Here is a 26,589-nt window from a genome sequence, read left to right on the forward strand (position 1 = left end):
TCAGGCCCCCGCCTTCTGCGCGAAGGTCCAGGCCCCTCTGGCCAGCACCGGCACGCGCGCTTCCATCAGCTGCGCATGGGCGCTGGCGGCGGTGCCGTCACGGACGCGGCCGACAATGCCCTGGCAGATGCCGGCCAGTCTGAAGAGGTTGTAGCTGAAGTACCAGTCCAGATTGGGCAGGCCGTCGCGGCCTGTGGCCTTGCAGTAGCGGGCCACGGCCTGCTCGATGGTCGGCACGCCATAGGCTTCAAGGTCGTCGATATCCGACAGGCCGCCGCGCTGATCGGACGGCATCACCCAGTTCATCAGGAAATAGCTGAAATCGGCCAGCGGATTGCCCAGGGTCGACAGCTCCCAGTCCAGCACCGCCACCACTTTCGGCTCGGTGGCGTGCAGGATCATGTTGTCGAGGCGATAGTCGCCATGGACGATCGAGGTGCGGTCATCCTCCGGCGCCGACCCCGGCAGCCAGGCCATAAGCCGGTTCATGTCCTCCAGATCGGTGGTCTCGCTGGCCTTGTACTGCTTGGTCCAGCGGTCGATCTGGCGCGTGAAGTAGTTGCCCGGCTTGCCATAGTCGGCCAGGCCCACGGCGGCGTAGTCCACCATGTGCAGGGCGGCCAGGGTGTCGATCTCGGCCTCGTAGATCGCCCGGCGCTCGGCCGGCTGGTAGTCCGGCAAGGTGCCGTCCCACAGGATGCGGCCTTCGACATTGTCCATCACGTAGAAGATCGTGCCGATCACGTCCTCGTCCATGCACAGGGCATAGGCCTTGGCGACGGGGAAGTGGGCCTTGTTCAGGCCCGAGATCACCTTGAATTCGCGGTCGACGGCGTGGGCCGAAGGCAAGAGCTTGCCCGGCGGCTTGCGGCGCAGGACGTATTTCTTCGTCGGCGTGACCAGCTGATAGGTCGGGTTGGACTGGCCGCCCTTGAACTGGCGCACCTCCAGCGGGCCCTGATAGCCCTCGACATGGGCCGCAAGCCACGACGCAAGCTTGCCCTCGTCGATCGCATGGCGTGGATCGACCGGCTTGGTGCCGGAATTCAGATCCTGGGCGGACTCGGCTTCAGCCATGCGATTTCTCCCCAACGCTTGTTTGAACGGGAGTTTAGAGGGTGGGGCGCGGGGTGCAACATCAAACGCCCCCTTCCCCCTTTGATGGGGGAAGGGTTGGGGATGGGGGTGACAGAGGTTCAGGATGTGGCTCGACCTGCGTGAAGCCGTCAGACGGTGTCACCCCCATCCCTGCCCTTCCCCCATCAAAGGGGGAAGGGTTCTTGATCAGCTCTTCCCCAGCGCCCGCCAGCCGATATCGCGACGATAGAAACCGCCCGGCAGGCTGATGGTCTCGATCGCCGCATAGGCCGCCTCGCGCGCCTCAAGCAGGGTCGCGCCCAGGGCGCAGACGTTCAGCACCCGGCCGCCGGACGCCACCAGCCGCCCCTCGGCGTCGCGGGTCGTGCCGGCGTGGAAGACCACGGCCTTGTCGCCGAAATCAGCCTCGGCGCCTTCGATGACGCCGCCGATCACCGGGGCGTCGGGATAGCCTTCAGCCGCCAGCACCACGCAGATCGCCGCCTCGTCGCGCCACACCGGCTTGGCCGCGCTCGCCAGCTCGCCCTTGGCGGCGGCCAGCAGCAGCGGCACGAGGTCGCTCTGCAGGCGCAGCATCAGAGTCTGGCATTCAGGGTCGCCGAAGCGGGCGTTGTATTCCACCAGCTGCGGGCCGGTGGGGGTCAGCATCAGGCCGGCATAGAGCACGCCCACATAGGGATTGCCCTCGGCGGCCATGCCCCGAACGGTGGGCTCTATCAGCTCGATCCAGGCCTGGCGGACCAGGGCGTCGGTCAGGACGGGCGGCGGCGAATAGGTGCCCATGCCGCCGGTGTTGGGGCCTTCGTCGCCGTCATAGGCCCGCTTGTGATCCTGGGCGGCGCCGAACAGCATCGCCGTCTTGCCGTCGCAGATCGCGAACAGCGAGGCTTCCTCGCCGTGCATGAACTCCTCGATCACCACGCGGGCCCCGGCGGTGCCGAACCGCCCGCCCAGCATGTCGAGCACGGCGGCGTCGGCCTGGGCCCGGTCAGCGGCGATGACCACGCCCTTGCCGGCCGCCAGGCCATCGGCCTTGATCACGAAGGGCGCTTCCAGCCCATCCAGGAAGGCGCCGGCCGAGGCCGCGTCGGTGAACACGCCATAGGCCGCCGTCGGCAGGTCGTGGCGGGCGCAGAAGTCCTTGGTGAAGGCCTTGGAGGTCTCCAGCCGCGCGGCGCGCTGGCTGCCGCCGAAGCAGGGGATTCCCACCTGCGCCAGACGGTCGGCCAGGCCAACCTCCAGCGCCGATTCCGGGCCGACCACCACGAGGTCGGCGGCGATCTCCTGCGCCAGGGCGACCAGCCCCTCGACATCCAGCACCTTGACGGCGCGCAGCTCGGCGACGGCCGCGATGCCCGGATTGCCGGGCGCGGCGACAAGCCGTCCGCACAGCGGCGATTGCGCGATCTTCCAGGCCAGAGCGTGCTCGCGCCCGCCGGACCCGACGAGGAGGATGTTCAGCTTTTCCATGCGGCCGGGGTGTGGCGCGGGCGGGGGTCGGGGTCAAGGCGCCCAGGACACGGGTTCGCGTCCCAATGGGCCGACCGGGCCTGCCTGGGCCTCTTGAGAGCAAAGGGTCCGGACATGGCCTGTCGACCTCGCGCCAGATCGGCTGCAAGTGGATGGGGAGGCGCGAAGCGGCCGGGGCGAACCCGGATGACCGTGATGTGTTGTGTGCGTTTCGGCTCGACCTGTCCGCTTCGCAGAAGCTGTTCTTGCGTGAGGATTGGGCCAAGCGAGCGTCTTTCAGCTCTGATACCCAAGAGCCCCCGTACGGGCGCGCACCAAGGTCGATCGGCTAACCGTCTCGACCCCCGACGATGCGCGATAGGCGGGTTTACGATCCCTCGCCCTGTTGCTCCGCGCTGTCTCTCCGACGAGCCTTCCGGTGGTCCCGGATCTATCCAACGAACAGACCACCTTCGTCCTCGCCGCGTGACCGCGCGGCCCCGCTCAGCTCCATCCCCATCGCCGCTGTTGGGCCGGATCCAGGCGCCTCCCCCCGCGACGGGGACAAGGAGAAGTCTACGGCCGTTCTTGAGGGGGCTGCGTCGATTTTTGATCGCGACGCTGGGTGCGGCGGTCAGGGCGTTGAATTTGCTGGGGGCGAGGTGGGTTTATCCCCGTGCTCGCACGGGGATAGAGGCCGGCGCACGGCCTGCCCCCTTCCCCCTTTGATGGGGGAAGGGTTGGGGATGGGGGTGACAGAGGTTCGGAATAGGGCTCCGCCTGCGTGAAACCGTCCGGCGGGGTCACCCCCATCCCTGCCCTTCCCCCATCAAAGGGGGAAGGGTTCAGTTTAGGTTTTCAGGGTCGTGGAACACCCTACGCGCCGGAGGGAGCCATCCTTACATCTCACGGCGAGACGATCGCCGGTCTGTCCAGGTCACTCAAGGCCCGGTCTGCGACCGGCCGCGCCGCGGCGGCCCGGAGGGCCGGCCTTGACTGACCTGGACAGACCGGCACGCTGCAGCCTCCAAGAGATGTAAGGCTTGGCGCGACGCGGGGGCGTCGGGTTTTGACCTTTTGCTTTCAACCATTTGGAGGTCAGGCGAGGACACGAGAGGCCGGCATCAAGAATTGAGCAACTCCGCCTTGCAACGCAGGGCTTCAGCCCCACCTCCCACCCAGGGAGCTGGTCATGATCATCCTGACTGCATTTTTCGCGATGGCGTTCGCCCTTGCCCTCTGCTGCAGAGGGACATGGCTTGGCGATGGGCTTCACAAGGCCTTGGTGGAGAAACCTGCCGAAGGTCTGAACCGGGGTCCGATCGCCCTGGCGGCCTATGTGGTCGCGATGTTTATGCTCGCGGGTTTCGCAGCCGTGGCGCCCGAACTCATCCCGTTGGCGGCAGCGGTCGATTTCGCGCTCGCCATCGAACTTGCGGCCCTAGTGTTCGTAGCCCGGGCCAGCGGCTGGTCGCGGGTCGCGCGACTGTTTGTGGTGACCCGGCCAAGGCAGGTCGCAAGTCGGCTGGTCCGGCGCTTTTCCCGCGCGCGCGAGCATCGGGCCAAGCGCAAGCGCCCGGGCTCTACTCAGAACGACCCCGAGGCATGGCGACTGCTGGCCGCCTAACCCCTAAGCCGCCTCAACATCCAGCGAATACCCCGCCGAGCGCACCGTGCGGATCGGATCCCCATCCGCCGAGCCGTTCAGCGCCTTCCTCAGGCGCCCGATGTGCACGTCCACGGTCCGCGCCTCGACATAGACGTCCGAGCCCCAGACCGCGTCCAGCAGCTGTTCGCGGCTGAACACCCGGCCGGGGTGCTGCATCAGATAGTCGAGCAGGCGGAACTCGGTGGGGCCCAGATGGACCTCCTTGCCCTGGCGCTTCACGCGGTGGGCGACGCGGTCGATGATGATGTCGCCGACCGTGATGCGGTCGTCGGCCAGGCCCGGGCGGATGCGACGCAGCACCGCGCGGACGCGGGCGGTCAGTTCCACCATCGAGAACGGCTTGACCACATAGTCGTCGGCCCCGGTGTCGAGGCCGCGAATGCGGTCACTCTCCTCGCCGCGCGCGGTCAGCATGATGATCGGCACGTTGCGGGTCTCGGCCCGGCCGCGCAGGCGGCGGCAGACCTCGATGCCCGAGACCTTGGGCAGCATCCAGTCAAGGATCACCAGGTCGGGCGCGCGTTCGCTGGCCATGGTCAGGGCTTCCTCGCCGTCACCGGCCAGGCCCACCTGATAGCCTTCCTTGTCGAGATTGTAGTGCAGGAGGGTGGCCAGGGCGTCCTCGTCCTCGACCACAAGCACGTAAGGCGTCATGGGAGCTCTCTCAGCGCGGCGTGTCGAGCTTCGGGCGCTTGGAGATGATCTCCTCGCCCGTGATCTCGAAGTGAATGATCTCGGCGATATTGGTGGCGTGGTCGCCGATGCGTTCCAGGTTCTTGGCCACGAACAGCAGATGGGCGCAGGCGTTGATCGTGCGCGGGTCGCCCATCATGTAGGTCAGCAGTTCGCGGAAGATGGCGTTGTAGTGCTCGTCGACCTCTTCGTCGCGGCTCCACACGCCGATGGCGCGCTCCAGGTCCGAGGCGGAATAGGCGTCCAGCACGTCCTTCAGACGGCCCTGGACCAGCTTGCCCATGCGCTCGATCGAGCGGGTCAGGGCGGTCATGGGCTCGGCGTCGGTCAGGATCAGGGCGCGCTTGCCGATGTTCTTGGCCATGTCGCCGCAGCGTTCCAGGCTCATCGAGATCTTCAGCGCGGCGACGGCGTGGCGCAGGTCCACGGCCATCGGCTGGCGCAGGGCGATCAGTTTGAAGGCCTTGCGCTCGATCTCGCCCTGCAGGGCGTCCAGGCGTTCGTCGCGCGACACGACCTGCTGGGCCAGCGGCGCGTCGCGGCGGGCGATGCACTCGACCGCGTCGGCGATCTGGGCCTCGGCCATGCCGCCCATGCGGGTGACCTCGGCCGTGAGGTGGTTCAGCTCTTCGCCGTAGGATTTGACGGTATGTTCGGTCATTGCGGGATCCTACCGGTTAGCCGAAGCGGCCGGTGATGTAGTCTTGCGTGCGGGTGTCGCGAGGATTGGTGAACATGTCCTCGGTCGAGCCGCTCTCGACCAGCTTGCCCAGGTGGAAGAAGGCGGTCTTCTGCGAGACGCGGGCGGCCTGGGCCATCGAGTGGGTGACGATGACGATGCAGAACTGGCTGCGCAGTTCGTCGATCAGTTCCTCGATGCGGGCGGTGGCGATGGGGTCCAGGGCCGAGCAGGGCTCGTCCATCAGGATCACTTCGGGACCGACGGCGATGGCGCGGGCGATGACCAGGCGCTGCTGCTGGCCGCCGGACAGGCCGGTGCCGGGCTGGTGGAGGCGGTCGGCGACCTCGTTCCACAGGCCGGCCTTCTTGAGGCTGCTCTCGACGATGGCTTCCAGCTCGGCCTTGCCGCTGGCCAGGCCATGGATGCGCGGGCCGTAGGCGACGTTCTCGAAGATGGTCTTGGGGAACGGGTTGGGCTTCTGGAACACCATGCCGACGCGCGAGCGCAGGACCACGGGATCCACCGACTTGGCGTTGACGTCGCTGCCGTCGATCGCGATCACGCCCGACACCTTGGCCGACGGGATGGTGTCGTTCATGCGGTTGATGCAGCGCAGGAAGGTCGACTTGCCGCAGCCCGACGGGCCGATGAAGGCGGTGACCGACTTGCCCGGGATGTCGATGTTGACGTCGAACAAGGCCTGCTTGTCGCCGTAGAACACGTTGACGTCCTTGGCGCGGATCTTGATCTCGTGGGTCGAGGCCGGCGGATAGGTCTGCGTCGAGGCCGTCTGGATGACGGGCGCGGAGACGGAATCGTCGGGGCTGCGGGTGGTCATGGCGTGTCCCTGGACGAGGGGAAGGGCGGAAGGGTTCAGGATCATGGGGTCGGTCTACCAGCGGCGCTCGAAGCGCCGGCGCAGGATGACGGCCGCGGCGTTCATGACGATCATGAAGACCAGAAGGACGATGATGGCCCCGGCGGTGCGCTCGTGGAAGGCGCGCTCGGAAGCGTTCTCCCAGATGAACACCTGCACGGGCAGGACGGTGGCGGCGCCGGTGAAGCCTTCGGGCACGCCGGGCACGAACGAGACCATGCCGATCATCAGCAGCGGCGCGGTCTCGCCCAGGGCGTGGGCCAGCGACAGGATGGCGCCGGTCATCACGCCGGGCATGGCCAGCGGCAGCACATGGTGGAAAACGGTCTGGGTCTTGGACGCGCCGACGCCCAGGGCGGCCTCGCGGATCGAGGGCGGCACGGCCTTCAGCGCCGAGCGGGTGGCGATGATCACCGTGGGCAGGGCCATCAGGGCCAGCACCAGACCGCCGACCAGCGGCGATGACCGCGGCACGTGCAGCCAGTTGATGAACAGGGCCAGGCCCAGCAGGCCGTAGACGATCGACGGCACGGCGGCCAGGTTGTTGATGTTGACCTCGATGACGTCAGTCCAGCGGTTCTTGGGCGCGAACTCTTCCAGATAGACGGCGGCCATCACGCCCATCGGCACGGCGATCAGGGCGGTGATCAGCAGCATCATGGCCGAGCCGACCACGGCGCCCAGAACCCCGGCCTGTTCCGGCTCGGTGGAGTCCGAATTGGTGAAGAAGGCGAAGTTGAAGCCCGACTGGACCGAGCCGTCCTTCTTCAGCTGGTCCAGCCAGTCCAGCTGCTGGTCGTCCAGCTTGCGGTCTTCCTGGACGGTGGAGCGCTTGATCTCGCCCTTGAAATAGAGGTCGGCGTCGGCCTTGAACGGACCGGTGACGGTGACCGTCTTGCCGATCAGCGACTTGTCGGCCTTCAGCTGGTTGAGCAGCTGGAAGCCCAGGTCGCGCGAGGTGAGGTCCATCACCTTGCCCGAGACCAGACCCAGGTCGTCATCGACCACGCCCAGCTTCTTCATCATCGCCTCGGCGACGATGTAGTCGTAGTTGACGCCCTCGAGGTCGGTGACGTCGATGCGCTCGGGGTTCAGATAGACCGGCACGCTCAGGGTGTGGGTCTGGAAGGTGGTGTAGCCCTGGCCGACGATGCGGCCGACCAGCACCACCAGGAAGATCATGGCGATGGTGATGGCCATCAGCCCTTGGGCCTTGAACCAGGTCTCGGCGCGGTGGCGCTTCTTGAGGCGGGCTTCCATGGCGGTCTGGGCGGCGGTCAGCGGGGCGCGAACCGAACCGGCGGGGGCGGCGGCGTCAGTCATACTGTTCCCGATACTTCTGGACGATGCGCAGGGCGATGATGTTCAGGCCCAGGGTGACGACGAACAGGGTCAGGCCCAGACCAAAGGCCGCGAGGGTCTTGGGGCTGTCGAACTCCTGGTCGCCGGTCAGCAGGGTGACGATCTGGACGGTCACGGTGGTGACCGTGTCCAGCGGATTGGCGGTCAGCTTGGCCTGCAGGCCGGCGGCCATGGTGACGATCATGGTCTCGCCGACGGCGCGGGACACGGCCAGCAGCATGGCGGCCATGATGCCCGGCAGGGCGGCGGGCAGGACCACCTTCTTGACGGTTTCCGACTTGGTGGCGCCCATGGCGTAGCTGCCGTCGCGCAGGCTCTGCGGCACGGCGTTGATGATGTCGTCCGACAGCGAGGAGACGAACGGGATCAGCATGATCCCCATCACCACCCCGGCCACCAGGGCCATCTGGTTCTGCACTTCCATCAGGTACTGGCCGACGCCGTCCAGCGGGCCGCCCACCATCGTGGCGCCCAGGGCGTTGAAGCCGGCGCGGAACAGCGGACCCACGGTCAGGGCGGCGAAGAAGCCGTAGACCACGGTCGGCACGCCGGCCAGGATCTCCAGCAGCGGCTTGATCGTCGCGCGCACCGGGCGGCTGGCGTATTCGGACAGGTAGATCGCCGAGTAGAGGCCCACCGGAGCGGCCACGGCCATGGCGATCAGCATGATCAGGAAGGTGCCGGCGAACAGCGGCACCGCGCCGAAGGCGCCTTCAGAGGCCACCTGGTCGGCGCGCATGGCGATCTGCGGGCTCCACTCGGTGCCCAGCAGGAACGACAGCGGCGAGACGCTCTGGAAGAAGCGCCAGCTTTCCCAGACCAGCGACAGCACGATGCCCAGGGTGGTCAGGACGGCCAGGATGGAGCAGGCCATCAGCAGGCCGCCCACCCAGCCCTCGACCCGGTTACGGGCGCGGAAGTCGGCCGAAAGGCGGGGGAAGGCCAGCAGGAAGCCGGCCAGGGCGACCACGCCGGCCAGGCCCAGAACGCTGTAGCGGATCAGGGCGTCGATGCGACGGGCCTCGGCCACCTTGGCGTCGAGGGCGACCTTGAGCTCGCCCTCATAGGCGATCTCGCTGGGCGCGACGCCCTGGGCGATGGCCTGGGCGTCGCTGAAGAACACCGCCTGGCGGTCGACATCCTGAGTCTGGAGGATCGCCGGGCGCTGGGCCTGCAGCATGGCGTCCTCGACCCGGTCGCCGAACATGGCGCCCAGCAGCAGGAGCAGGGCGGCGGGGGCGCCGGCCCAGAGGGCGGCATAGCTGCCATAATAGCCGGGAAGCGAATGCAGGACACGTTTGGCGCCGCCGGCATTGGCCACGGCGCGGCGCTTGCCGAGCATGAAGGCGATGCTGGAAAACAGCGCCAGAAACAGGAGCGAAAGCCAGGTCAGCATGCGTGCGGCGGGGTCTTGCGCGAGAGGTTGCGATGACGGCGCCCAACGCGTCGCCCCGCCCGGCTCGAGCTATGCCCGCCAGGCGCTGTGCTTATGCGACGTTTCAATGACAGTTTAAAGACAGCGGCCGGCCCTATTCCCGCCCCGCAACATGGCCAAGTTGAAACACATCGGGGCGCTCCTGAAATCGCAACGCAACGAAGCCCCGGCATGACCGTTCCGGCGCTGGTCCTGGCGTGCATCCGTCTTGCGCGCCCCGCCTTCGCGCCATGGGACCGTCTGGAGACCTGAACTTGAACCTTGCTATGACCGCCCGGCCCGATGACATCGCGGCGCGCCGCCTTCGCATCGCCCTGATGCTAGGCGCCTGCGCCGCCCTGATGGCCGCCCCGGCCATGGCGCGTCAGGCCGCGGCGCAGACTTCGGCCACGCCGGTCGCGCGCCCCGAGACGACGGAAGACGACGCCTATGAAGTCGACGCCCTGACGGTCACCGCCTCGCGCCAGCAGCCCGGCGCGGTGATCGGCGACATTCCGCCGGAACTGCAACTGTCGCCGCGCGACATCCGCGCCTATGGCGTCTCGACCGTCTCCGAACTGATCACCGCCCTGGAACCGCAGACCTCGTCGGCCCGCGGCGGCGCGGCGGGCGGGCGTCCGGTGATCCTGGTCAATGGCGGCCGCATCTCCAACTTCGGCGAGGTGCGCGACATTCCCACCGAGGCCATCGCCCGGGTCGACATCCTGCCCGAGGAGGTCGCGCTGAAATACGGCTATCGCGCCGACCAGAAGGTCGTGAACCTGGTCCTGCGCCGCCGCTTCCGCGCCACCACCGTCGAGACGGCGGCCAAGCTGTCCACCCAGGCGGGCGGCGGCGATACGGTCGATGCGCGCCTCAACCACCTGCGCATCCAGCGCGACACCCGGGTGATGGTCGACGCCAAGGTCAGCGACCAGAGCGCCCTCTATGAGGCCGAACGCGACCTGGACCAGCCGCGCTCGGACGCGATGTTCCGCACCCTGGTTCCGGACCAGAGCACCTGGGCCGTCAACAGCGTGTTCTCACGCCCGATCAAGGACGGGGTTTCAGGCACCATCAACGCCAGCCTCGAGGGCAGCGACAGCACCAGCTGGCTGGGCCTCAACACCCTGGCGACCGGCCCGCTGCGCCGCGAGTCCGAAAGCCTGACCGGCCATCTGGGCGGCGGCCTGACCGGCGCGGTCAAGGGCTGGCGCTGGAGCGTCACCGGCAACGCCGAGCGCGCCAGGAACGACAGCACCACCGAGCGGGTGATCAGCGGCCTGGCCTATCGCGACGTCTCCAACTCGATCTCGACCTCGGCCGACGTCCAGGGCGATTTCAGCGGAACCCTGCTGCGCGTTCCGGCCGGGGCCATCACCTCGACCGTGACCGGCGGCTTCGAGACCGTGAAGCTGGAAAGCGACTCTGTGCGGGCGGGCGTGGCCCAGTCGGGCGAACTGTCGCGCGACACCGGCAGCGCCAAGCTGAACTTCGACCTGCCCCTGACCAGCGTCCGCAACGACGTTCTGGCCGGGCTGGGCAATCTGTCGCTGAACCTGAACCTGGCCGCCGACAAGCTGTCGGACTTCGGAACCCTGACCACGATCGGCTACGGCGCCAACTGGTCGCCGATCGAGAAGCTGCGGATCATCGCCTCGGTCACCCGCGACCAGGGCGCGCCCAGCCTGCAGCAGATCGGCGATCCCGAGCAGCTGACCCCTGGCGTGCAGGTCTATGACTTCCGGCGCGGCGAGACCGCGGTGATCTCGCGCCTGACCGGCGGCAATCGCGCGCTGCGCGAGGAAGAAGGCCGGGTCATCAAGCTGGGCCTCAGCCTCAAGCCATTCGACAAGACCAACCTGACCCTGACCAGCAACTACACCAATTCCCGGACCGACGACCTGATCTCCAGCTTCCCGACGGCCACCAGCCAGATCGAGGACGCCTTCCCCGACCGCTTCGTGCGCAACGCGGCGGGCCAGCTGATCCAGATCGACGCGCGGCCGATCAATTTCGACCGCCGCCAGACCGACGAACTGCGCACGGGCTTCACCTTCCGCAAATCCTTCGGCCCCCAGCCTCAGCCCGGCCAGTTCCGGCAAAGGCTGGCGGCCCAGACCCAGGGGCAGACGCAACCCCAGACCCAGGGCCAGCCCGCGGCTTCGAGCGCGACTCCCGCCGGACAGACCGCCGGCAGGACGGGCGCCGCGACCGAGCGCGAGCCCCAGCCCGGTGATGGGCCGCCGCCCGGCGAGGCTCCGCCGCCCCAGGCTGTGGCCAGCGGCGCGCGGTCTGATGGTGGCGCGCCCGCCTTCGGCGGCCCTGGCGGTCCGGGCGGGTTCGGGGGTCCGGGCGGCCCCGGCGGATTCGGCGGCGGATTCGGCGGCGGCGGACCGCCCGGCGCCGGCACGTTCCAGATCGGCGTCTACCACACCGTCAAGTTCACCGACGAGATCACCATCCGCCCCGGTCTGCCGACCCTGGACCTGCTGGACGGCGCCTCGCTGGGCTCGGGCGGCGGCACGCCGAAGAACCAGATCGACGTGCAGGGCAATGTCTCGCGCAATGGTCTTGGCGCCAGCTTCAACGCCCGCTGGCAGGAGGGCACCACCGTTCGCGGCTCCGGCGCGGTCGGCGCCCAGGACCTGTCGTTCTCGGCCCTGACCACGGTCAATCTGCGCCTGTTCGCCGATCTGGGCGCCCAGCCGGCCCTGCGCGGCAAGCCGTTCTTCCGGGGGGCGCGGGTCAGCGCCTCGGTCGACAACCTGTTCGACGCCCGCCAGACGGTGCGCGCGCCCGACGGCACGACGCCGATCACCTATCAGGAGGACTATCTGGATCCTCGCGGACGGGTGATGCGGGTCTCGTTCCGCAAGCTGTTCTGACGACCGCGCCCGCCTCCCGGTTTCGCCCGGGAGGCGGGCCTCAGGCCTGGGCCTCGACGACCACGCTGCGCTCGGCCCCGGCCTTGGCCATGGGCAGATAGACGCCGAAGGTCGCGCCGTCGCCCTGCACGCTCTCGACTGTCAGGCCGCCGCGGTGGCGGTTCATGATGTGCTTGACGATGGCCAGGCCCAGGCCTGTGCCAGAGCGATCGCCGCTCTTCTGCCCCTCGACCCGGTAGAAGCGTTCGGTCAGGCGCGGCAGGTGCTCGCGCGCCAGGCCCGGCCCCCGGTCGGTCACCCGCAGGACCGCATACCGCTCGCCGGCCGCATGATCCGGAGTCAGCAGCGACATCCGCGCCGCCGCCGGATCGCGCGGGGTCGCCGCCGCATCGGCCGACAGCCCCGGATAGATCTCGACCCGCACCACGCCGTCGCGCGGGGTATATTTGATGGCGTTGTCGACCAGGTTCTGGATTACCTGGATGATCTGGTCGCGGTCGCCCTCGACCACGGCCGCGCCGCGCGGCGGCAGGACGGGGTCGAAGCTGACCGCCTTTTCCTTGGCCTGGGGCGCCAGGGCGTCGATCACGTCGATCGTGGCCATGGCCAGGTCCACCCGGCCCAGCGGGGCGATATGCTCGTTCAGCTCGATCCGCGACAGACTCATCAGGTCGTCGATCAGACGTGACATCCGCTCGGCCTGGGCCAGCATGATGCCCAGGAACTTGTCGCGGGCGCCGGGATCATCCTTGGCGTGGCCGCGCAGGGTCTCGATGAAGCCCGACAGCGAGGCCAGCGGCGTGCGCAGTTCGTGGCTGGCGTTGGCCAGGAAGTCGGCGCGGGTGCGCTCGCTGCGGCGAGCGTCGGTCTCGTCGCGCATCACCAGCATCGCGAGGCGTGATCCCCCTTGCCCTTCGCTGAGCGGCCGGGCCCAGGCGATCCATGACCGGCCCTGGGTTCCGCCGGTCTCATATTCCACCGCCCGCTCGATGCCGCCGAACAGGGCCTCGTCCACCGCCTCCAGCACCTGGGGGTTGCGCACGGCGGTCACCAGCAGGGTTCCCTCGCGCTGGATGCGGAAAAGCTCACGGGCGGCGGCGTTGGCGAACACGAACCGGCGGCCGGTCAGATCATCGGCCTCCTCGGCGGCGATCACCATCAGCGGGTCAGGCAGACGCTCCAGAATCACGCCGTAGGGCGGTCCGCTGCGCTCCGGAACGGGAGCCAGGGTGGCGACCGGGCGGTTGCTGGCCTGAATGGCCTTGTGCCTGGCGCTCAGGTAGAGCCCGCCCGCCGCCGTGGCCAGGGCGGCCACGAGGGCTGGCCCCATCTGGGCCGCGCCGGTGGCGGCCAGGGTCAGAATCGCGGCGGGCCCGACGATCAGCGGCAGGGCGGCGCCGCCAAGCAGCCGCGAGACGATTGGAACGGAGTGTTTCTCCGGCGACATGAACAAGCGCCTCGTTTCTCGCCGTTGAGGGGATTCGACGAACCAGATATGGCGCCCTGGCATGCCATGCGATAGACGGTTGGCCGCTCTAATGCGTGTCGTTGGCGTTGCTCACCGCAATTTCGCCGCAACGTGACGCAAGTTAGGGTCTGGGTTCTTATCCGAGGTGGTTGTTCGTAATGCAGCGCAAGGTCCTGGTCGCGACAGTCGCAGCCGCTCCTCTCCTGGCTTTGGCGTTTGGCGCTTACGCTGAAACCTCGGTCACGACGGCCCGCACCACGCCGATCGCGACGTCGACCGCCAACAATGGCGCGGCCGACGACGTGAGGGTGACGGCGGACGGCTCCATCAAGCCGACCACCTCCGGGGCGCTGATCACGCTGGACAGCAACAACAAGGTCACCAGCCTGGGGACCCTGGCCACGGTCGGGGTCAACGACTCGACCGGCATCCTGATCCTCGGGGGCAGGACCGGCTCGGTCAACAACGGCGCGGCCATCACGCTCAACGAAGACTACACCCCCACCGACACCGATTCCGACGGCGACACCGACGGCGCCTTCGCCACCGGCTCCAACCGCTATGGCATCCGCCTGACGGGCCCGGGCGCCTTCACCGGCGACATCATCAATGACACCAACGGCGTCATCTCGATCGAGGGTAACAACTCGGCCGGCGTGTCGCTGGAAAGCGCGCTGACGGGCAACTTCACCAACAACGGCACCATCACACTGCTGGGCGACAACGGCGCCGGCATCAAGGTCGCCGCCCCCGTGACCGGCAAGGTCACCGTCAATGGCGGCGTCTCGGTGATCGGCAAGAACTCGGTCGGCGTCGCGGTCGACGCCGATGTCGGCGGCGCCTTCGTGGTGCAGGGCGGCGTCACCGCCACCGGCTATCGCTACACCACCCGCCCCTCGCTGCTGACCGATCGGGCCAAGCTGGACGCCGACGACCTGCTGCAGGGCGGCTCGGCCGTGCGCGTCACCGCCAATGTGGCCGGCGGCGTGCTGCTGGACATTCCGCCCCGGGACACTGACACCACCAAGGCCGACGAAGACGGCGACGGCATCCCCGACGCCAGCGAAGGCGCCGCGGCCCTGACCAGCTATGGCGCGGCTCCGGCCCTGCTGATCGGCTCAGACACCCGCACCGTCACCCTCGGCGCGGTCGGGACCGGCGACAACGCCTATGGCCTGGTCGTGCGCGGCGCGATCAGCGCCGGCGGCGTCTATGACGGCGTCACCGGCACGGCCATCCAGATCGGCGGCAATGCCGGCCAAGCGACCACCCTGGCGGGCGGCGTCAAGCTGTCCTCGACCGTGGCCTCCAGCGCCTATGAAGCCAACGCCACGGGCGTGCAGCTCAAGGCCGGCGCGACCGTGCCTACCCTGTGGAACCAGGGTTCGATGTCGGTCTTCACCGTGTCGGAAGGCGCCTTCGATTCGCGGGCCGTCGCCATCGACGCCGGCGCTTCGATGACCACCTTCCGCAACGACGGGGCGATCACCTCGACCGTCGGCGGCGAAAAGGGCAACGCCTATGGCGTCATCGACTATTCGGGCCTGCTGACCAATATCCAGAACAACGGCAAGATCTCGACCTCGGTGGTCGCGACCGATGACGCCCAGGACACCGACGACACCGACCTGCTGCCCGGCAACGAGACGGTGACCGGCAAGTCGGTGGCCATCGACGTCAGCCGCAACACCACCGGCGTGACCCTGGTCCAGGCCGGCCTGACCGATGGCGACGACGGCGCCGACGGCGTGGCCGATCCGGACGCCGACAGCGACGGCGTGGACGACGGCGACGAGCCCTCGATGCTGGGCGCGGTCCGCTTCGGCTCGGGCGCGGACACCTTCCGGGTGCTGAACGGCTCGGTGATCGGCGACATCTCGTTCGGCGCCGGCGCGGACACCTTCGTGGTCGACAACGGCTCGCTGGTGCTGGGCGCGATCACCGACACCGACGGCCTGCTGTCGATCACGGTCGGCAAGGGCAGCCTGGGTATCGCCAACGCCGCGACGATCAACGCCACCAGCCTCAACATCGGCTCGACCGGCAAGATCCTGTTCACCGCCGATCCGACCGCCGGGACCAACACCAGGCTTCAGGTCTCCGGCGCGGCCAACATCGCCACCGGCGCCGAGCTGGGCATCCGCCTGACGGGCCTGGTCAAGCAGCCCACCTCCTACACGGTGATCTCGGCGGGCAGCCTGACGGTCGGTTCGATCGGTCAGGCCCTGCTGGCCGATTCGCCCTATCTGTATGTCGCCTCCAGCCGGGCCGACACCAACAACGTCTATATCGACGTGCGTCGCCGCACGGCCGCCGAGATCGGCATGAGCCGCTCGCAGGCCGGCGCCTATGACGCGGTGTTCGCCGCCCTGGGCGACAACAAAGACCTGTCGACCGCCTTCCTGGCCCAGAACGGCAAGGACGGGTTCCTGGGCCTGTACGACCAGATGCTGCCCGACCAGGGCGAGGGCCTGTTCGCCTCGCTGCAGGCCGCCAACCAGATGATTTCGGCCGCCACGGCCGTGCGGCCCGATCCGGGCGACCGCTATGGCCCCGACAGCCTGTGGATCCAGGAAATCAACTCGCTGGTTCGCCGCGACGCCGGTCCCACGGCGGGCTCGGACAACCAGGCCTTCGGCTTCGTGGCCGGCTATGAGGCCATGGGCGACGCGGGCGGCGCCCTGGGCCTGACCCTGGCCTATGTGAACGTCGAGGAACACGACACGGTCGCCAAGGTGGGCGAACAGACCACCGCCTCGTTCGTACAGGGCGGCGCCTACTGGCGCCGGTCGGTCGGCGGCTGGCGCCTGAACGCGGGCGGCGGCGGCGGCTTTGGCTGGTTCACTGGCGATCGCCGCTTCATCGCGCCGGACGCCAACGCCGACGGCGTGGCCGACCTGATCCTGGCCAACAGCGCCGACTGGAACGCCGCGACCCTGAACGCCTTCGCCGGCGCGGGCTATGAGCAGAAGTTCGGCCGCTACTTCGTCCGTCCTGAAGGCCGGGTCGACTATGTCTGGCTGCGCGAGGGCGAGCGCGAGGAAACCGGGGCCGGCTCCGGCTTCGACCTGACCGTCGAGGAGCGCACCTCCAGCAATCTGAGCGGCGAGTTCGGCATCGCCTTCGGCGCCGACTTCGGCAGGGACGTCTGGTGGCGCCCGGAAGTGCGGGTCGGCTATCGCCAGACCCTGGCCGGCGAAACCGGCGACACCGTCGCCCGGTTCAAGAACGGCAACCCCTTCACCCTGGCCGCGCTCGACGACAAGCAGGGCGCCGCGACCCTGGGCTTCGCGCTCAAGGCCGGCACGCCGATGTCGTATCTGGCCCTCGAAGGCGGCGTCGAAGCGGCCAAGAAGCAGAAGCGCTACAACCTGCGCCTCTCCGGCCGGGCGATGTTCTAACCCTGCATCCAGGCGCCCGCCCGGGCGCCAGACTGTCGAATTCAGACCTCCCGTCGCGCACCCCGCGGCGGGAGGTTTTTCGTTTTGGACGCCCGGACAAGCTGGACTGTGACGAATTGTCCCGGAAGGAATAACGGCTCGTTAAGCGATATCTCGTTGTGTCGGCTGAAGTTTTTCCGGGCTTCGCCGGAAGGCCGAGCCGCGCCTGCAGTTTTTCTCAAGGCTGGCTTTTCTAATCTCTATTCACGAGCTAGGAATAATCGTTTTCCCTAGCTCAAGCAGGACGGGCCGCCGAGGCGGGCCGGAAGGGGAATACGATGACGACCAACAAGACCACCCTGCGGACCGCGCTGATCGCCGGTGTTTCGTTCCTGACCATGGCCGGCGCCGCCAACGCCCAGACCTCGCAGGACGCCGAAGCCCGCATCGCCGCCCTCGAAGCCCAGCTGGCCGCCCTGTCGGGCCAGATCGCCGACCTGAAGGCCGCCACCGCCCCCAACGTCAAGGACGTCCGCACCGCCCAGTCGGCCACCACGGTCAGCCTCGCCAACGGCCGCCCGACCTTCGCCACCGGCGACGGCGCCTTCTCGGCTTCTGTCCGCGGCTTCTTCCAAGCCGACGCCGCGATCTACGACCAACGCGACGCGGGCCCCCTGTCGACGGACTTCCGCCGGGGCTCCTTCGGCGACGCCACCGAGAACGACCGCGCCCGGGACATGAGCGACGGCACGAATGTTCGACGGGCCCGCATCGGCCTCGAGGGCAAGGTCTTCGGCGCCTTCGACTACAACATGGTCTATGATTTCGGCGGCTCGGCCACCGAAGAGGCCGGCAGGATCTCGTCGGCCTGGCTGCAATACAGCGGCTATCCGGTAAAGATTCGCGCGGGCATCTTCGCGCCTGTCACCAGTATGGAGGATGCCTCCAGCTTCACAGGCTCGCTGTTCGTCGAGCGCGCCTCGGTCGCCGAAACCGTGCGCGGCCTGGCCGGCGGCGACGGGCGTGCAAGCCTGGGCCTGATGGCCAGCGGCGAGCGCTGGAACGTCTCGGCCGCCGTCACCGGCAACACCGTCACCACCCAGACCTATGACGAGCAACTCGGCTTTGTCGGCCGCGTGGCCTATCTGCCGTTCAAGGGCAAGGACTGGCTGATCCATGTCGGCGCCAACGCCAACCTGATCATCGACCCGGCCGCCTCGGGCCCGAACGTCGCCTCGACGGGCGGCGCGGTGACCAATATCCGCCTGCGTGATCGTCCCGAGCTGCGGGTCGACAGCGCGCGCCTGATCGACACCGGCAATATCGACGCCGACGGCGTCACCGCCCTGGGCCTGGAACTGGGCGCCCAGCACAAGAACCTGTACGCCCAGGCCGAGTATTTCCAGATCGATGTCGAGCGTCGCACCGGCGCCCTGAGCGACCCGAAATTCGACGGCTGGTACGTCCAGGCCGGCTGGACCCTGACGGGCGAGCCGCGCCGCTACAACACCGCCACCGCCGGCTTCGACAATCCCCGCCCGGCCAAGCCGTTCAATCCCAAGAAGGCCCAGTGGGGCGCGGTCGAACTGGCCGCCCGCTACTCGACCTTCGACCTAAACCACCTGGCCGGCGGCCCGGGCAATCCGCCCCTGCCCGGCGCGATCCGCGGCGGCGAGCAGAACATCATCTCGCTGGGCCTGAACTGGTATCTCAACAACGTCGTGATGGTGTCGGGCGCCTATCGCAATGTCGAGGTGCGTCGCCTGTCGCCGGGCGGCACGGCCTTCGGCGCCGGCACGACCCCCGCCGCCGGAACCCAGGTCGGCCAGGATCTCGATATCTGGTCCCTGCGAACCCAGTACGTATTCTAACTCAACCCCACCAAGCCAAGGATTCCTCCATGACCCGTAGCTTCGACAAACCAACCCGTCGACCTACGCGTCGGGGCGTCCTTGGCGCAGCATCAGCCGGCGCGGCGGCCTTCGCCGCGCCGGCCCTGATGGCCGGTCAGGCCCAGGCCCAGGTCAGGCCGCTGACCCTGCTCAACGTCAGCTATGACCCGACGCGCGGGCTCTACAAGGACATCAACACCGCCTACGCGAGGTACTGGAAGGAAAAGGTCGGCCAGACCCTGACCATCAACCAGAGCCATGGCGGTTCGGGAAAGCAGGCCCGCTCGGTGATCGACGGCCTGCAGGCCGACGTGGTCACCCTGGCCCTGGCCTATGACATCGACGAGATCGCCGCCAGGGCCAAGCTCCTGCCCGCCAACTGGCAGTCGCGCCTGCCGCAGAACTCCACGCCCTACACCTCGACCATCGTGTTCCTGGTCCGCAAGGGCAACCCGTGGAAGATCCGGGACTGGAACGACTTGGTGAAGCCGGGCATCGACGTCATCACCCCCAACCCCAAGACCTCGGGCGGGGCGCGGTGGAACTATCTGGCCGCCTGGGCCTGGGCGCTGAAGCAGCCCGGCGGCAACCCGGCCAAGGCCCAGGCCTTTGTCGAGCAACTGTTCAAGAACGTGCCCATTCTCGACACCGGGGCGCGCGGGGCCACCACCACCTTCACCCAGCGCGGCATCGGCGATGTTCTGCTGTCCTGGGAAAACGAGGCCTACCTGGCGCAGGAAGAACTGCCGGGCAAGTTCGACATCGTCTATCCGTCGCTGTCGATCCTGGCCGAGCCGCCCGTCGCGATCGTCGACAGGAACGTCGACCGCCACAAGACCCGCCTGGCCGCCGAGGGCTATCTGAACTTCCTCTACAGCCCTCTCGCCCAGGACCTGATCGGCAAGCACCACTACCGTCCGCGCAATGCCGGCGCGGCGACCAAATATGCCGGGAAGTTCAAGAAGCTGCAGCTGGTCACCATCGACGACACCTTCGGCGGCTGGAAGAAGGCGCAGGCCACGCACTTCGCCGACGGCGGCGTCTTCGACAAGATCTACCGGCCCAGGTAACCGCCATCGCGGGACGCTCATCCTCCCCTTTGCCGTCCCGCGTACGCGGCGTGAGTCCGGGCCGGATTCACGCCGCGCCCATTTTGGGGCATGCTGGGTCGTGTGGACCATCCGGCATGGCGGGAACCAGGCCAATCCCGGTGCGTTAGGCGCGATGTCGAGGGTTGCTGCGGGGGACTGAATGCCAACTCGGCCGATCATATGACCGATGCCTCCGAAGCTCGGCGGCTTGAACTGGAACAGCTGGTCGCTGAGCGGACCCAGGAGCTGACCCAGGCGCTGGAGCAGAAGACCGCGCTGCTTCACGAGGTGGATCACCGGGTCAAGAACAACCTGCAGCTCATCTCGTCGCTGCTGCTGCTGCAGAACCGACGGGTGGCCGATCCGGCCGTGAAGCAGGCCCTGCGCGGCATGCTGGAGCGGGTCAGCGCCATCGCCACCGTGCACCGGCGCCTGTTCCAGAGCGACGATGTCGAACGCTTCGACGTCTCGGCCTTCGTGCGCGACCTGGTGGCCGACGTGATCGGCTCGTCGGGCCGCGATGATATCCAGTTCAGCCTCGACCTCGAACGGGTGGACGTGGCCGCCTCGAAGGCCGCCCCGCTGGCCCTGGTGATCAGCGAACTGCTGTCCAACGCCATGCGCCACGCCTTTGTCGAAGGCCGCCCGGGACAAATCTTCGTCGGCATCAGTCGAATCGACGACGCGTTCCGGATCGAAATCACCGATGACGGCGTTGGTGTGGAGGCTTCAACGAGGTCGTCCGGGTTTGGACTTACGATCGTCCAGCTGCTGTGCCAGCAGCTGAAGGCGAATTGCCAGACCACCGACGCCTCCCCAGGTACGCGCGTTGTGATCAACTTGCCCGTGAACGGCGCGCCTCACTAGTACGGGCGAGGATGTGTGATGAACGAGCAACCGCTCGGCGTTCTGATTGTCGAAGACGAGGTCCTCCTCGCCACGGAGCTGGAATTCCTTCTGGAGGAAGCCGGTTGCTGTTCGGTGGGTCACGCCATGAGTTCGGACGAGGCCATGACCCTGGCCCACGACCTGCAGCCGGATCTGGCCCTGGTGGACGTGCACCTGTGCGACGGCCCGACGGGCGTGGACGTGGCGCGCCGCATTCACGACGACTGCGGCGCCGTGGCCCTGTTCATGACCGCCAACGTCAAGCGTCTGCCCGCCGACTTCGCCGGCGCCTGCGGGGTGATCGGCAAGCCCTATTCCGGCTATGGCGTGAAGACCGCCCTGGAATATCTGACCATCTGCATGCGCGAGGGCCGCGCCCCCGGCCCGCCGCCGATCGGCCTGACCCTGTCGCCGGACTATCTGGCGCTGTGGGGTCTTTTCGACATGCCCAAGGCCGGCTGACCATGGCCGCTTCGCCCGCGGCCGTGGCGGTCGGGGTGGCGGCGGCCCTGCTGTCGATCACCAGCTTCGCGCCCCAGATGGTCAAGATCTGGAAGGAACGCGACGCCTCTTCGGTGTCCCTGCGCACCTATCTGGTCACCGTGGCCGGCTTCATCTGCTGGACGCTGTACGGCGTGTTGATCGGGGCGTGGCCGGTGGTGGCCTCTAACCTCGCCTGCCTGGCCATGTCGTCGGGCGTGCTGGTGATGAAATGGCGCTTCGACCGCAAGGCCAGCTGACCTCTTTTAAGTGACAGGGGGGGCCGGGTCCGCTATCGAGACCCGCCCTTTTCGCACAGGATCCGCAACCTTGACCGACGCCGCCGAGGAAGCGGGCTGGGCCACCGCCAAGACCCTGGCCGAGGCCCTGCCCTACATCCAGATCTATGACCGCGAGACGGTGGTGATCAAATACGGCGGTCACGCCATGGGCCAGGAAGACGTGGCCAAGGTGTTCGCCGCCGACGCCGTGCTGCTCAAGCTGCTGGGCGTCCATCCGGTGGTGGTGCACGGCGGCGGTCCGCAGATCAGCCGCATGCTCGAGCGGGCCGGCGTCAAGTCGACCTTCATCGACGGCCTGCGCGTCACCGACGAAGCGACCATGGAAGTGGCCGAGATGGTGCTGTCGGGCGCCATCAACAAGGAAATCGCCAACTGGATCACCCTGGCCGGCGCGGAAGCCGACGTCCGGGGCGTGGGCCTGTCGGGCAAGGACGCCCGGATGATCACCGCCGAGAAGGTGACCCGCACCAAGCGCGATCCTGACAGCAATATCGAACAGGTCGTCGACCTGGGCTTCGTGGGCGAGCCGACCAAGGTCGACCCGCACATCATCCAGGCCCTGCTGTCGTCGGAAACCGACTACATCCCCGTGATCGCCCCGATCGGCGTCTCCGAGGCGGGCCAGACCTTCAACATCAACGCCGACACCGTCGCCGGCGCCCTGGCGGGCGCGCTGAAGGCCAAGCGCATGCTGATGCTGACCGACATCGCCGGCGTGCTGGACGCCAATGGCCAGCTGATCCGTCAGATGACCATCGAGGAGGCGCGCGGCCTGATCGAAAGCGGCGTCGCCAGCGGCGGCATGATCCCCAAGCTGGAAAACGCCATCCACGCCGTGGAGTCGGGCGTCGAGGCCGTGGTCATCCTGGATGGCCGCCGTCCGCACGCCATGCTGGTGGAACTGTTCAGCGAGCACGGCGCCGGCACGCTGATCTCGAAATGACTCCAGACCTCTCCCACGTTGAGACCTGGCTCTTCGACCTCGACAACACCCTGTACCCCGCCGAGTGCGAGTACATGGCCCTGATCGAGGGCCGGATGACCGATTTCGTCGAGCGCGAGACCGGGCTGCCGCGCGAGGAAGCGCGCGCGCTGCAGAAGAAGTATTATCGCGAGCACGGCACCACCCTGGCCGGGCTGATGGCGCACCATGGCATGGCGCCCAAGGCCTTCCTCGACGAGGTGCATGACGTCTCGATGGATTGCCTGATCCCCGATCCCGTCCTGCGGTCGGCGATCGACGCCCTGCCCGGCCGCCGGCTGATCTTCACCAACGGTTCGCTGGGCCATGCCGAGCGGGTGCTGGGCCATCTGGGTCTGGACCATCTGTTCGAGGACGTCTTCGCCATCGAGACGGCCGACTATCTGCCCAAGCCGGCCATGGCGACGTTCGAGAAAATCGTCTCGCGCCACGCCCTGACCTCGCCCGTCACCGCCTTCTTCGAAGACAGCGAGAAGAACCTCGCCCCGGCCGCCGTGCTGGGCATGACCACCGTGCTGGTCGGCGCCCACGCGGCCGCCTCGACCGCCGACTTCGTCCACCATCGCACGCACGACCTCGCCGGGTTCCTGACCTCGGCGCGCCTGAAGGATCTCCTGCCATGACCACCGTCAGCCTCTCTGATCTGCAGACCGAGATCGAAGCCGCCTGGGAAGCCCGCGACGGCGTCTCCACCGCCACCACCGGCCCCGTCCGCACGGCGGTCGAGGAGGCCCTGCTGCTGGTCGACGCCGGCAAGGTTCGCGTGTCGGAGAAGATCGACGGCGAATGGACCACGCACCAGTGGCTGAAGAAGGCCGTGCTGCTCTCCTTCCGCCTCAACCCCAACACCGTCATGCGCGCCGGCACGCTGGGCGGCGCGGTGGGTCCGTGGTGGGACAAGGTGCCCAACAAGTTCGACGGCTGGGACGCCCCCAATTTCGAGGCCGCCGGCTTCCGCGCCGTGCCCGGCTCCATCGTCCGTCGCGGCGCCTTCATCGGCCGCAACGTCATCCTGATGCCGTCGTTCGTGAACATCGGCGCCTTCGTCGATGAAGCGACCATGGTCGACACCTGGGTCACGGTCGGCTCGTGCGCCCAGATCGGCAAGCGCGTCCACCTGTCAGGCGGCGTCGGCATCGGCGGCGTGCTGGAGCCCCTGCAGGCCAACCCGACCATCATCGAGGACGACTGCTTCATCGGCGCCCGCTCCGAAGTGGTGGAAGGCGTGATCGTCGGCGAGGGCTCGGTCCTGTCGATGGGCGTGTTCATCAGCGCCTCGACCAAGATCGTCGACCGCAAGACCGGCCAGATCCACATCGGCAAGGTGCCGCCCTACAGCGTTGTGGTGCCCGGCAATCTGCCCGACCCCAACGGCGGCCCGGGCCTCTACTGCGCCGTGATCGTCAAGACGGTGGACGCCCAGACGCGGTCGAAGACCAGCATCAACGAGCTGCTGCGGGACTAGTCATAGCGCTCGGCCTGACCCCGTCAGGCCGAGACCCCGAACACCGCGCCGACGCCGGCCGTCAGGGCCATGGCGATCGCGCCCCAGAAGGTCACCCGGACCACGGCCTTGACGATGGGCGCGCCGCCCGCCCGCGCGCCGACGCCGCCCAGCAGGGCCAGGAACAGCAGCGAGGCGACCGACACCGTCACGACGATAAGGCTGGCCGGCACGACGATCGCCGTGACCAGGGGCAGGGCCGCGCCGGTAGCGAAGGTCGCGGCCGAGGTCAGGGCCGCCTGAATGGGCCGGGCGGTCGTGATCTCGGAAATGCCCAGCTCCTCGCGGGCATGGGCGGCCAGGGCGTCCTTGGCCATCAGCTGGCTGGCGACAACGCGGGCGACCGCCGGTTCAACCCCGCGCGCCACATACAGGCCGGCCAGTTCATCGAGTTCGAAGTCCGGCTGGGTGTCCAGCTCGGCCTTCTCCCGCGCCAGATCGGCGCGTTCGGTGTCGGCCTGCGAGCTGACCGAGACATATTCGCCGGCGGCCATCGACATGGCGCCGGCCACCAGCCCCGCCACCCCGACCACCAGGATCTCGCCCCGCCCCTGCGAGGCGGCGGCGACGCCGACGATCAGGCTTGCGGTCGAAACGATCCCATCATTGGCGCCCAGGACGGCCGCCCGCAGCCAGCCGACGCGTTCGATCAGATGGCGTTCGCGGTGACTGATCATGGGGTATCTCCAGGGAGCCGATAGCCAGAGGCCCATCAGGCGCGCCTGACCTTGACCTGCGTCAAGTCCGACTAACGCTTGCGGCCGCCCTCGACCTGATAGGGCGTCCCGTCGCGATGCCGGTAGCCTTCCTCGCCCTCGCGCAGGATCAGGTCGATATCGGGATAGTCGCAGCCGTCGGTCTCCGGCGCTCGCGTACCGATCTCCAGCAACACCGCCACCGTGTCCGAACGGTTCTGGATGTGGTGGCCGTTGGCGACGCCGGCCTTGAAGCCCGCGCAGTCGCCGGCCCGCAGGATGGTCTCGCCGTCATTCCCGACCAAGACCACTTCGCCCTCGACCACCCAGGTGAACTCGTCCTCGGCCGTGTGCCAGTGGCGCTGGCTGGTCCACTGGCCCGGCGGAAGACGCATCAGGTTGACGCCGAACTGGGTCAGGCCCGCCGCGTCGCCCAGCTTCCACCGCTGCCGCCCCTGGCAAGGCGCGTCATAGGGCGGCGGATAGGCCGTGCCGAAGCGGGTGGGGGCCTTGTCGATATCGATCTTGGGCATCGGAATCCGTGGAAGAGATTTGCGTGGTTTGCGTCAGGCGGGAGGGAAGCCTAAAGCCAGCATCATGACCAGCCCCGCGCCCGAACCTGTCAGCATCGATCCCGTCGAACTGGCCCAGGCCCTGATCCGCCGCCCGTCCGTGACCCCGGCCGACGAGGGCGCGATGGATCTGCTGGAGCGCCAGCTGGACGCCCTGGGCTTCACCTGCCGCCGGATGAAGTTCGGCGAGATCGAGAACCTCTACGCCCGGCGCGGGACCGCCCGCCCCAACCTCTGCTTCGCCGGCCACACCGACGTCGTGCCCGTCGGCGACGACGCCGCCTGGACCGCCGGTCCGTTCGAGGCGGAAATCAAGGACGGCGTGCTCTATGGCCGCGGCGCCGTCGATATGAAGAGCGCTATCGCCGCCTTCGTCTCGGCGGTCGCCAACACGCCCGACAATCCCGGGTCGATCAGCTTCCTGATCACCGGCGACGAGGAGGGCGTGGCCGAGGACGGCACCGTCAAGGTCGTCCAGGCCCTGGCCGCCGAGGGCGAGATCATCGACCACTGCATCGTCGGCGAACCCACCAGCGCCGGGGTGCTGGGCGACATGGTCAAGATCGGCCGGCGCGGCAGCATCAATGCCTGGATCGCCGTCGACGGCGTGCAGGGCCACGTGGCCTATCCCCACCGCGCCGCCAATCCGATCCCGGTGCTGATCGATATCCTGAGCCGCCTGCAGAGCCGGGTGCTGGACGAGGGCTATACCGGCTTCCAGCCCTCGAACCTGGAGGTGACCACGGTGGATGTCGGCAACACCGCCACCAATGTCATCCCGGCCTCGGCCAAGGCGCGGATCAACATCCGCTTCAATCCGGCCCACAAGGGCCAGGACCTGCAGGCCTGGATCGAGGCTGAGTGCCGCGAGGCCGCAGAAGGCTTCTCCGGCCGCGTCGAGGCCCTGTGCAAGATCAGCGGAGAGGCCTTCCTGACCGAGCCCGGCCCGTTCACCGACGTGATCGTGGCGGCGGTCGGCGAGGCTACCGGCCGCGTGCCGGAGCTGTCGACCACCGGCGGCACCAGCGACGCGCGGTTCATCCGCAGCCTGTGCCCGGTGGTCGAGTTCGGCCTGGTCGGCTCGACCATGCACCAGGTCGACGAGCGGGTTCCGGTGCAGGAAATCCGCTACCTGGCCGACGCCTACACCGCCCTGATCCGGCGCTATTTCGAAGCCTTCGCGGCTTAAGGTTCCAGCATGCC

Annotated in this window: 21 protein-coding genes and 1 pseudogene; 12 read left to right on the plus strand and 10 right to left on the minus strand. The window is 68.1% G+C overall.

Annotation, left to right across the window (positions count from 1 at the left end; translation table 11 throughout):
- Together ACW17V_RS17870 and purD are read right to left on the minus strand one after the other, a co-directional pair.
- Complete coding sequence (locus ACW17V_RS17870; RefSeq protein WP_492106393.1) at positions 1 to 1,077, minus strand: phosphotransferase family protein; 1,077 nt, start codon at positions 1,075 to 1,077, stop codon at positions 1 to 3.
- Positions 1,078 to 1,284: 207 nt separating this feature from the next.
- A complete protein-coding gene (gene purD, locus ACW17V_RS17875) occupies positions 1,285 to 2,568 on the minus strand; it encodes a phosphoribosylamine--glycine ligase (protein ID WP_492106394.1) in 1,284 nt (427 codons plus the stop codon).
- A 1,171-nt stretch (positions 2,569 to 3,739) separates the two neighbouring features.
- Here purD and ACW17V_RS17880 point away from each other — a divergent pair.
- Positions 3,740 to 4,174 carry a hypothetical protein gene (locus tag ACW17V_RS17880; protein ID WP_492106395.1) on the plus strand — a complete coding sequence of 145 codons (435 nt, stop codon included), beginning with the start codon at positions 3,740 to 3,742 and terminating at the stop codon, positions 4,172 to 4,174.
- A gap of 3 nt (positions 4,175 to 4,177) precedes the next feature.
- On the opposite strand, the gene phoB is transcribed toward ACW17V_RS17880, so the two are convergent.
- From phoB to pstC, 5 genes are read right to left on the minus strand one after another with little or no spacing between them, the layout of a single operon-like run.
- Positions 4,178 to 4,870 carry a phosphate regulon transcriptional regulator PhoB gene (gene phoB, locus ACW17V_RS17885; RefSeq protein ID WP_419319011.1) on the minus strand — a complete coding sequence of 231 codons (693 nt, stop codon included), beginning with the start codon at positions 4,868 to 4,870 and terminating at the stop codon, positions 4,178 to 4,180.
- A 10-nt stretch (positions 4,871 to 4,880) separates the two neighbouring features.
- Positions 4,881 to 5,570, minus strand: a complete 690-nt coding sequence (phoU, locus tag ACW17V_RS17890) for a phosphate signaling complex protein PhoU (RefSeq protein WP_492106396.1) — start codon at positions 5,568 to 5,570, stop codon at positions 4,881 to 4,883.
- Positions 5,571 to 5,586: 16 nt separating this feature from the next.
- Positions 5,587 to 6,429, minus strand: coding sequence for a phosphate ABC transporter ATP-binding protein PstB (gene pstB / locus ACW17V_RS17895; RefSeq protein ID WP_492106397.1), 843 nt, complete (start codon positions 6,427 to 6,429; stop codon positions 5,587 to 5,589).
- 54 nt (positions 6,430 to 6,483) lie between these two features.
- Entirely contained in the window at positions 6,484 to 7,728 is a 1,245-nt protein-coding gene (gene pstA / locus ACW17V_RS17900; protein WP_492108824.1) for a phosphate ABC transporter permease PstA, read from the minus strand.
- A 55-nt stretch (positions 7,729 to 7,783) separates the two neighbouring features.
- Positions 7,784 to 9,226: a phosphate ABC transporter permease subunit PstC gene (pstC, locus tag ACW17V_RS17905; protein WP_492106398.1), complete on the minus strand. Its 1,443-nt coding sequence runs from the start codon at positions 9,224 to 9,226 to the stop codon at positions 7,784 to 7,786.
- Between the two features lie 293 nt (positions 9,227 to 9,519).
- On the opposite strand from pstC, the gene ACW17V_RS17910 reads away from it, so the two are divergent.
- Positions 9,520 to 12,132, plus strand: coding sequence for a TonB-dependent receptor (locus ACW17V_RS17910; protein ID WP_492106399.1), 2,613 nt, complete (start codon positions 9,520 to 9,522; stop codon positions 12,130 to 12,132).
- A 40-nt stretch (positions 12,133 to 12,172) separates the two neighbouring features.
- Here the strand turns inward: ACW17V_RS17910 and ACW17V_RS17915 are convergent, their stop codons facing one another.
- Positions 12,173 to 13,579 (minus strand): sensor histidine kinase, encoded by a 1,407-nt coding sequence (locus ACW17V_RS17915; protein ID WP_492106400.1) that lies wholly within the window; start codon positions 13,577 to 13,579, stop codon positions 12,173 to 12,175.
- Between the two features lie 179 nt (positions 13,580 to 13,758).
- Here ACW17V_RS17915 and ACW17V_RS17920 point away from each other — a divergent pair, with 179 nt between their 5' ends.
- The 9 genes and pseudogenes from ACW17V_RS17920 to dapD all read left to right on the plus strand — a co-directional run bounded on the left by ACW17V_RS17920 (position 13,759) and on the right by dapD (position 24,080).
- Positions 13,759 to 17,001 carry an autotransporter outer membrane beta-barrel domain-containing protein gene (locus ACW17V_RS17920; protein WP_492106401.1) on the plus strand — a complete coding sequence of 1,081 codons (3,243 nt, stop codon included), beginning with the start codon at positions 13,759 to 13,761 and terminating at the stop codon, positions 16,999 to 17,001.
- A gap of 317 nt (positions 17,002 to 17,318) precedes the next feature.
- The gene (locus ACW17V_RS17925) at positions 17,319 to 18,851 is read left to right on the plus strand and encodes an OprO/OprP family phosphate-selective porin (RefSeq protein ID WP_492106402.1); all 1,533 of its coding nucleotides are present in this window, start codon (positions 17,319 to 17,321) and stop codon (positions 18,849 to 18,851) included.
- Positions 18,852 to 18,880: 29 nt separating this feature from the next.
- The gene (locus ACW17V_RS17930) at positions 18,881 to 19,942 is read left to right on the plus strand and encodes a sulfate ABC transporter substrate-binding protein (protein ID WP_492106403.1); all 1,062 of its coding nucleotides are present in this window, start codon (positions 18,881 to 18,883) and stop codon (positions 19,940 to 19,942) included.
- A 234-nt stretch (positions 19,943 to 20,176) separates the two neighbouring features.
- Positions 20,177 to 20,830 (plus strand): annotated as a pseudogene (lovK, locus tag ACW17V_RS17935) (photosensory histidine protein kinase LovK); the annotation flags it as partial.
- 18 nt (positions 20,831 to 20,848) lie between these two features.
- Positions 20,849 to 21,313, plus strand: a complete 465-nt coding sequence (locus ACW17V_RS17940; protein WP_492106404.1) for a response regulator — start codon at positions 20,849 to 20,851, stop codon at positions 21,311 to 21,313.
- A gap of 2 nt (positions 21,314 to 21,315) precedes the next feature.
- The gene (locus ACW17V_RS17945) at positions 21,316 to 21,591 is read left to right on the plus strand and encodes a SemiSWEET family sugar transporter (protein WP_492106405.1); all 276 of its coding nucleotides are present in this window, start codon (positions 21,316 to 21,318) and stop codon (positions 21,589 to 21,591) included.
- Between the two features lie 70 nt (positions 21,592 to 21,661).
- The gene (gene argB, locus ACW17V_RS17950; protein WP_492106406.1) at positions 21,662 to 22,576 is read left to right on the plus strand and encodes an acetylglutamate kinase; all 915 of its coding nucleotides are present in this window, start codon (positions 21,662 to 21,664) and stop codon (positions 22,574 to 22,576) included.
- Entirely contained in the window at positions 22,573 to 23,238 is a 666-nt protein-coding gene (locus ACW17V_RS17955; RefSeq protein WP_492106407.1) for a pyrimidine 5'-nucleotidase, read from the plus strand. The genes argB and ACW17V_RS17955 overlap by 4 nt, the downstream gene beginning before the upstream one ends.
- Positions 23,235 to 24,080: a 2,3,4,5-tetrahydropyridine-2,6-dicarboxylate N-succinyltransferase gene (gene dapD, locus ACW17V_RS17960; protein ID WP_492106408.1), complete on the plus strand. Its 846-nt coding sequence runs from the start codon at positions 23,235 to 23,237 to the stop codon at positions 24,078 to 24,080. Before ACW17V_RS17955 ends, dapD begins: the two co-directional genes overlap by 4 nt.
- 23 nt (positions 24,081 to 24,103) lie before the next feature.
- Here dapD and ACW17V_RS17965 read toward each other — a convergent pair whose 3' ends face one another.
- Positions 24,104 to 24,796: a VIT1/CCC1 transporter family protein gene (locus ACW17V_RS17965; protein ID WP_492106409.1), complete on the minus strand. Its 693-nt coding sequence runs from the start codon at positions 24,794 to 24,796 to the stop codon at positions 24,104 to 24,106.
- A gap of 71 nt (positions 24,797 to 24,867) precedes the next feature.
- Positions 24,868 to 25,347, minus strand: coding sequence for a cupin domain-containing protein (locus ACW17V_RS17970; protein WP_492106410.1), 480 nt, complete (start codon positions 25,345 to 25,347; stop codon positions 24,868 to 24,870).
- Between the two features lie 64 nt (positions 25,348 to 25,411).
- On the opposite strand from ACW17V_RS17970, the gene dapE reads away from it, so the two are divergent.
- A complete protein-coding gene (gene dapE, locus ACW17V_RS17975; RefSeq protein WP_492106411.1) occupies positions 25,412 to 26,575 on the plus strand; it encodes a succinyl-diaminopimelate desuccinylase in 1,164 nt (387 codons plus the stop codon).
- Positions 26,576 to 26,589: the final 14 nt, after the last annotated feature.

Source organism: Caulobacter sp. FV2ye17ST, assembly GCF_058680955.1.

Excerpts from the sequence above, each read along its gene's own strand:
- phoB (WP_419319011.1), bottom strand. The coding sequence starts at position 4,870 with ATGACGCCTTACGTGCTTGTGGTCGAGGACGAGGACGCCCTGGCCACC.
- ACW17V_RS17920 (WP_492106401.1), top strand. The coding sequence starts at position 13,759 with ATGCAGCGCAAGGTCCTGGTCGCGACAGTCGCAGCCGCTCCTCTCCTG.
- ACW17V_RS17970 (WP_492106410.1), bottom strand. The coding sequence starts at position 25,347 with ATGCCCAAGATCGATATCGACAAGGCCCCCACCCGCTTCGGCACGGCC.
- ACW17V_RS17965 (WP_492106409.1), bottom strand. The coding sequence starts at position 24,796 with ATGATCAGTCACCGCGAACGCCATCTGATCGAACGCGTCGGCTGGCTG.
- pstC (WP_492106398.1), bottom strand. The coding sequence starts at position 9,226 with ATGCTGACCTGGCTTTCGCTCCTGTTTCTGGCGCTGTTTTCCAGCATC.
- ACW17V_RS17945 (WP_492106405.1), top strand. The coding sequence starts at position 21,316 with ATGGCCGCTTCGCCCGCGGCCGTGGCGGTCGGGGTGGCGGCGGCCCTG.
- ACW17V_RS17880 (WP_492106395.1), top strand. The coding sequence starts at position 3,740 with ATGATCATCCTGACTGCATTTTTCGCGATGGCGTTCGCCCTTGCCCTC.
- ACW17V_RS17870 (WP_492106393.1), bottom strand. The coding sequence starts at position 1,077 with ATGGCTGAAGCCGAGTCCGCCCAGGATCTGAATTCCGGCACCAAGCCG.
- purD (WP_492106394.1), bottom strand. The coding sequence starts at position 2,568 with ATGGAAAAGCTGAACATCCTCCTCGTCGGGTCCGGCGGGCGCGAGCAC.
- dapE (WP_492106411.1), top strand. The coding sequence starts at position 25,412 with ATGACCAGCCCCGCGCCCGAACCTGTCAGCATCGATCCCGTCGAACTG.
- ACW17V_RS17955 (WP_492106407.1), top strand. The coding sequence starts at position 22,573 with ATGACTCCAGACCTCTCCCACGTTGAGACCTGGCTCTTCGACCTCGAC.
- pstA (WP_492108824.1), bottom strand. The coding sequence starts at position 7,728 with ATGGAAGCCCGCCTCAAGAAGCGCCACCGCGCCGAGACCTGGTTCAAG.
- pstB (WP_492106397.1), bottom strand. The coding sequence starts at position 6,429 with ATGACCACCCGCAGCCCCGACGATTCCGTCTCCGCGCCCGTCATCCAG.
- dapD (WP_492106408.1), top strand. The coding sequence starts at position 23,235 with ATGACCACCGTCAGCCTCTCTGATCTGCAGACCGAGATCGAAGCCGCC.
- ACW17V_RS17925 (WP_492106402.1), top strand. The coding sequence starts at position 17,319 with ATGACGACCAACAAGACCACCCTGCGGACCGCGCTGATCGCCGGTGTT.
- phoU (WP_492106396.1), bottom strand. The coding sequence starts at position 5,570 with ATGACCGAACATACCGTCAAATCCTACGGCGAAGAGCTGAACCACCTC.
- ACW17V_RS17930 (WP_492106403.1), top strand. The coding sequence starts at position 18,881 with ATGACCCGTAGCTTCGACAAACCAACCCGTCGACCTACGCGTCGGGGC.
- ACW17V_RS17915 (WP_492106400.1), bottom strand. The coding sequence starts at position 13,579 with ATGTCGCCGGAGAAACACTCCGTTCCAATCGTCTCGCGGCTGCTTGGC.
- ACW17V_RS17940 (WP_492106404.1), top strand. The coding sequence starts at position 20,849 with ATGAACGAGCAACCGCTCGGCGTTCTGATTGTCGAAGACGAGGTCCTC.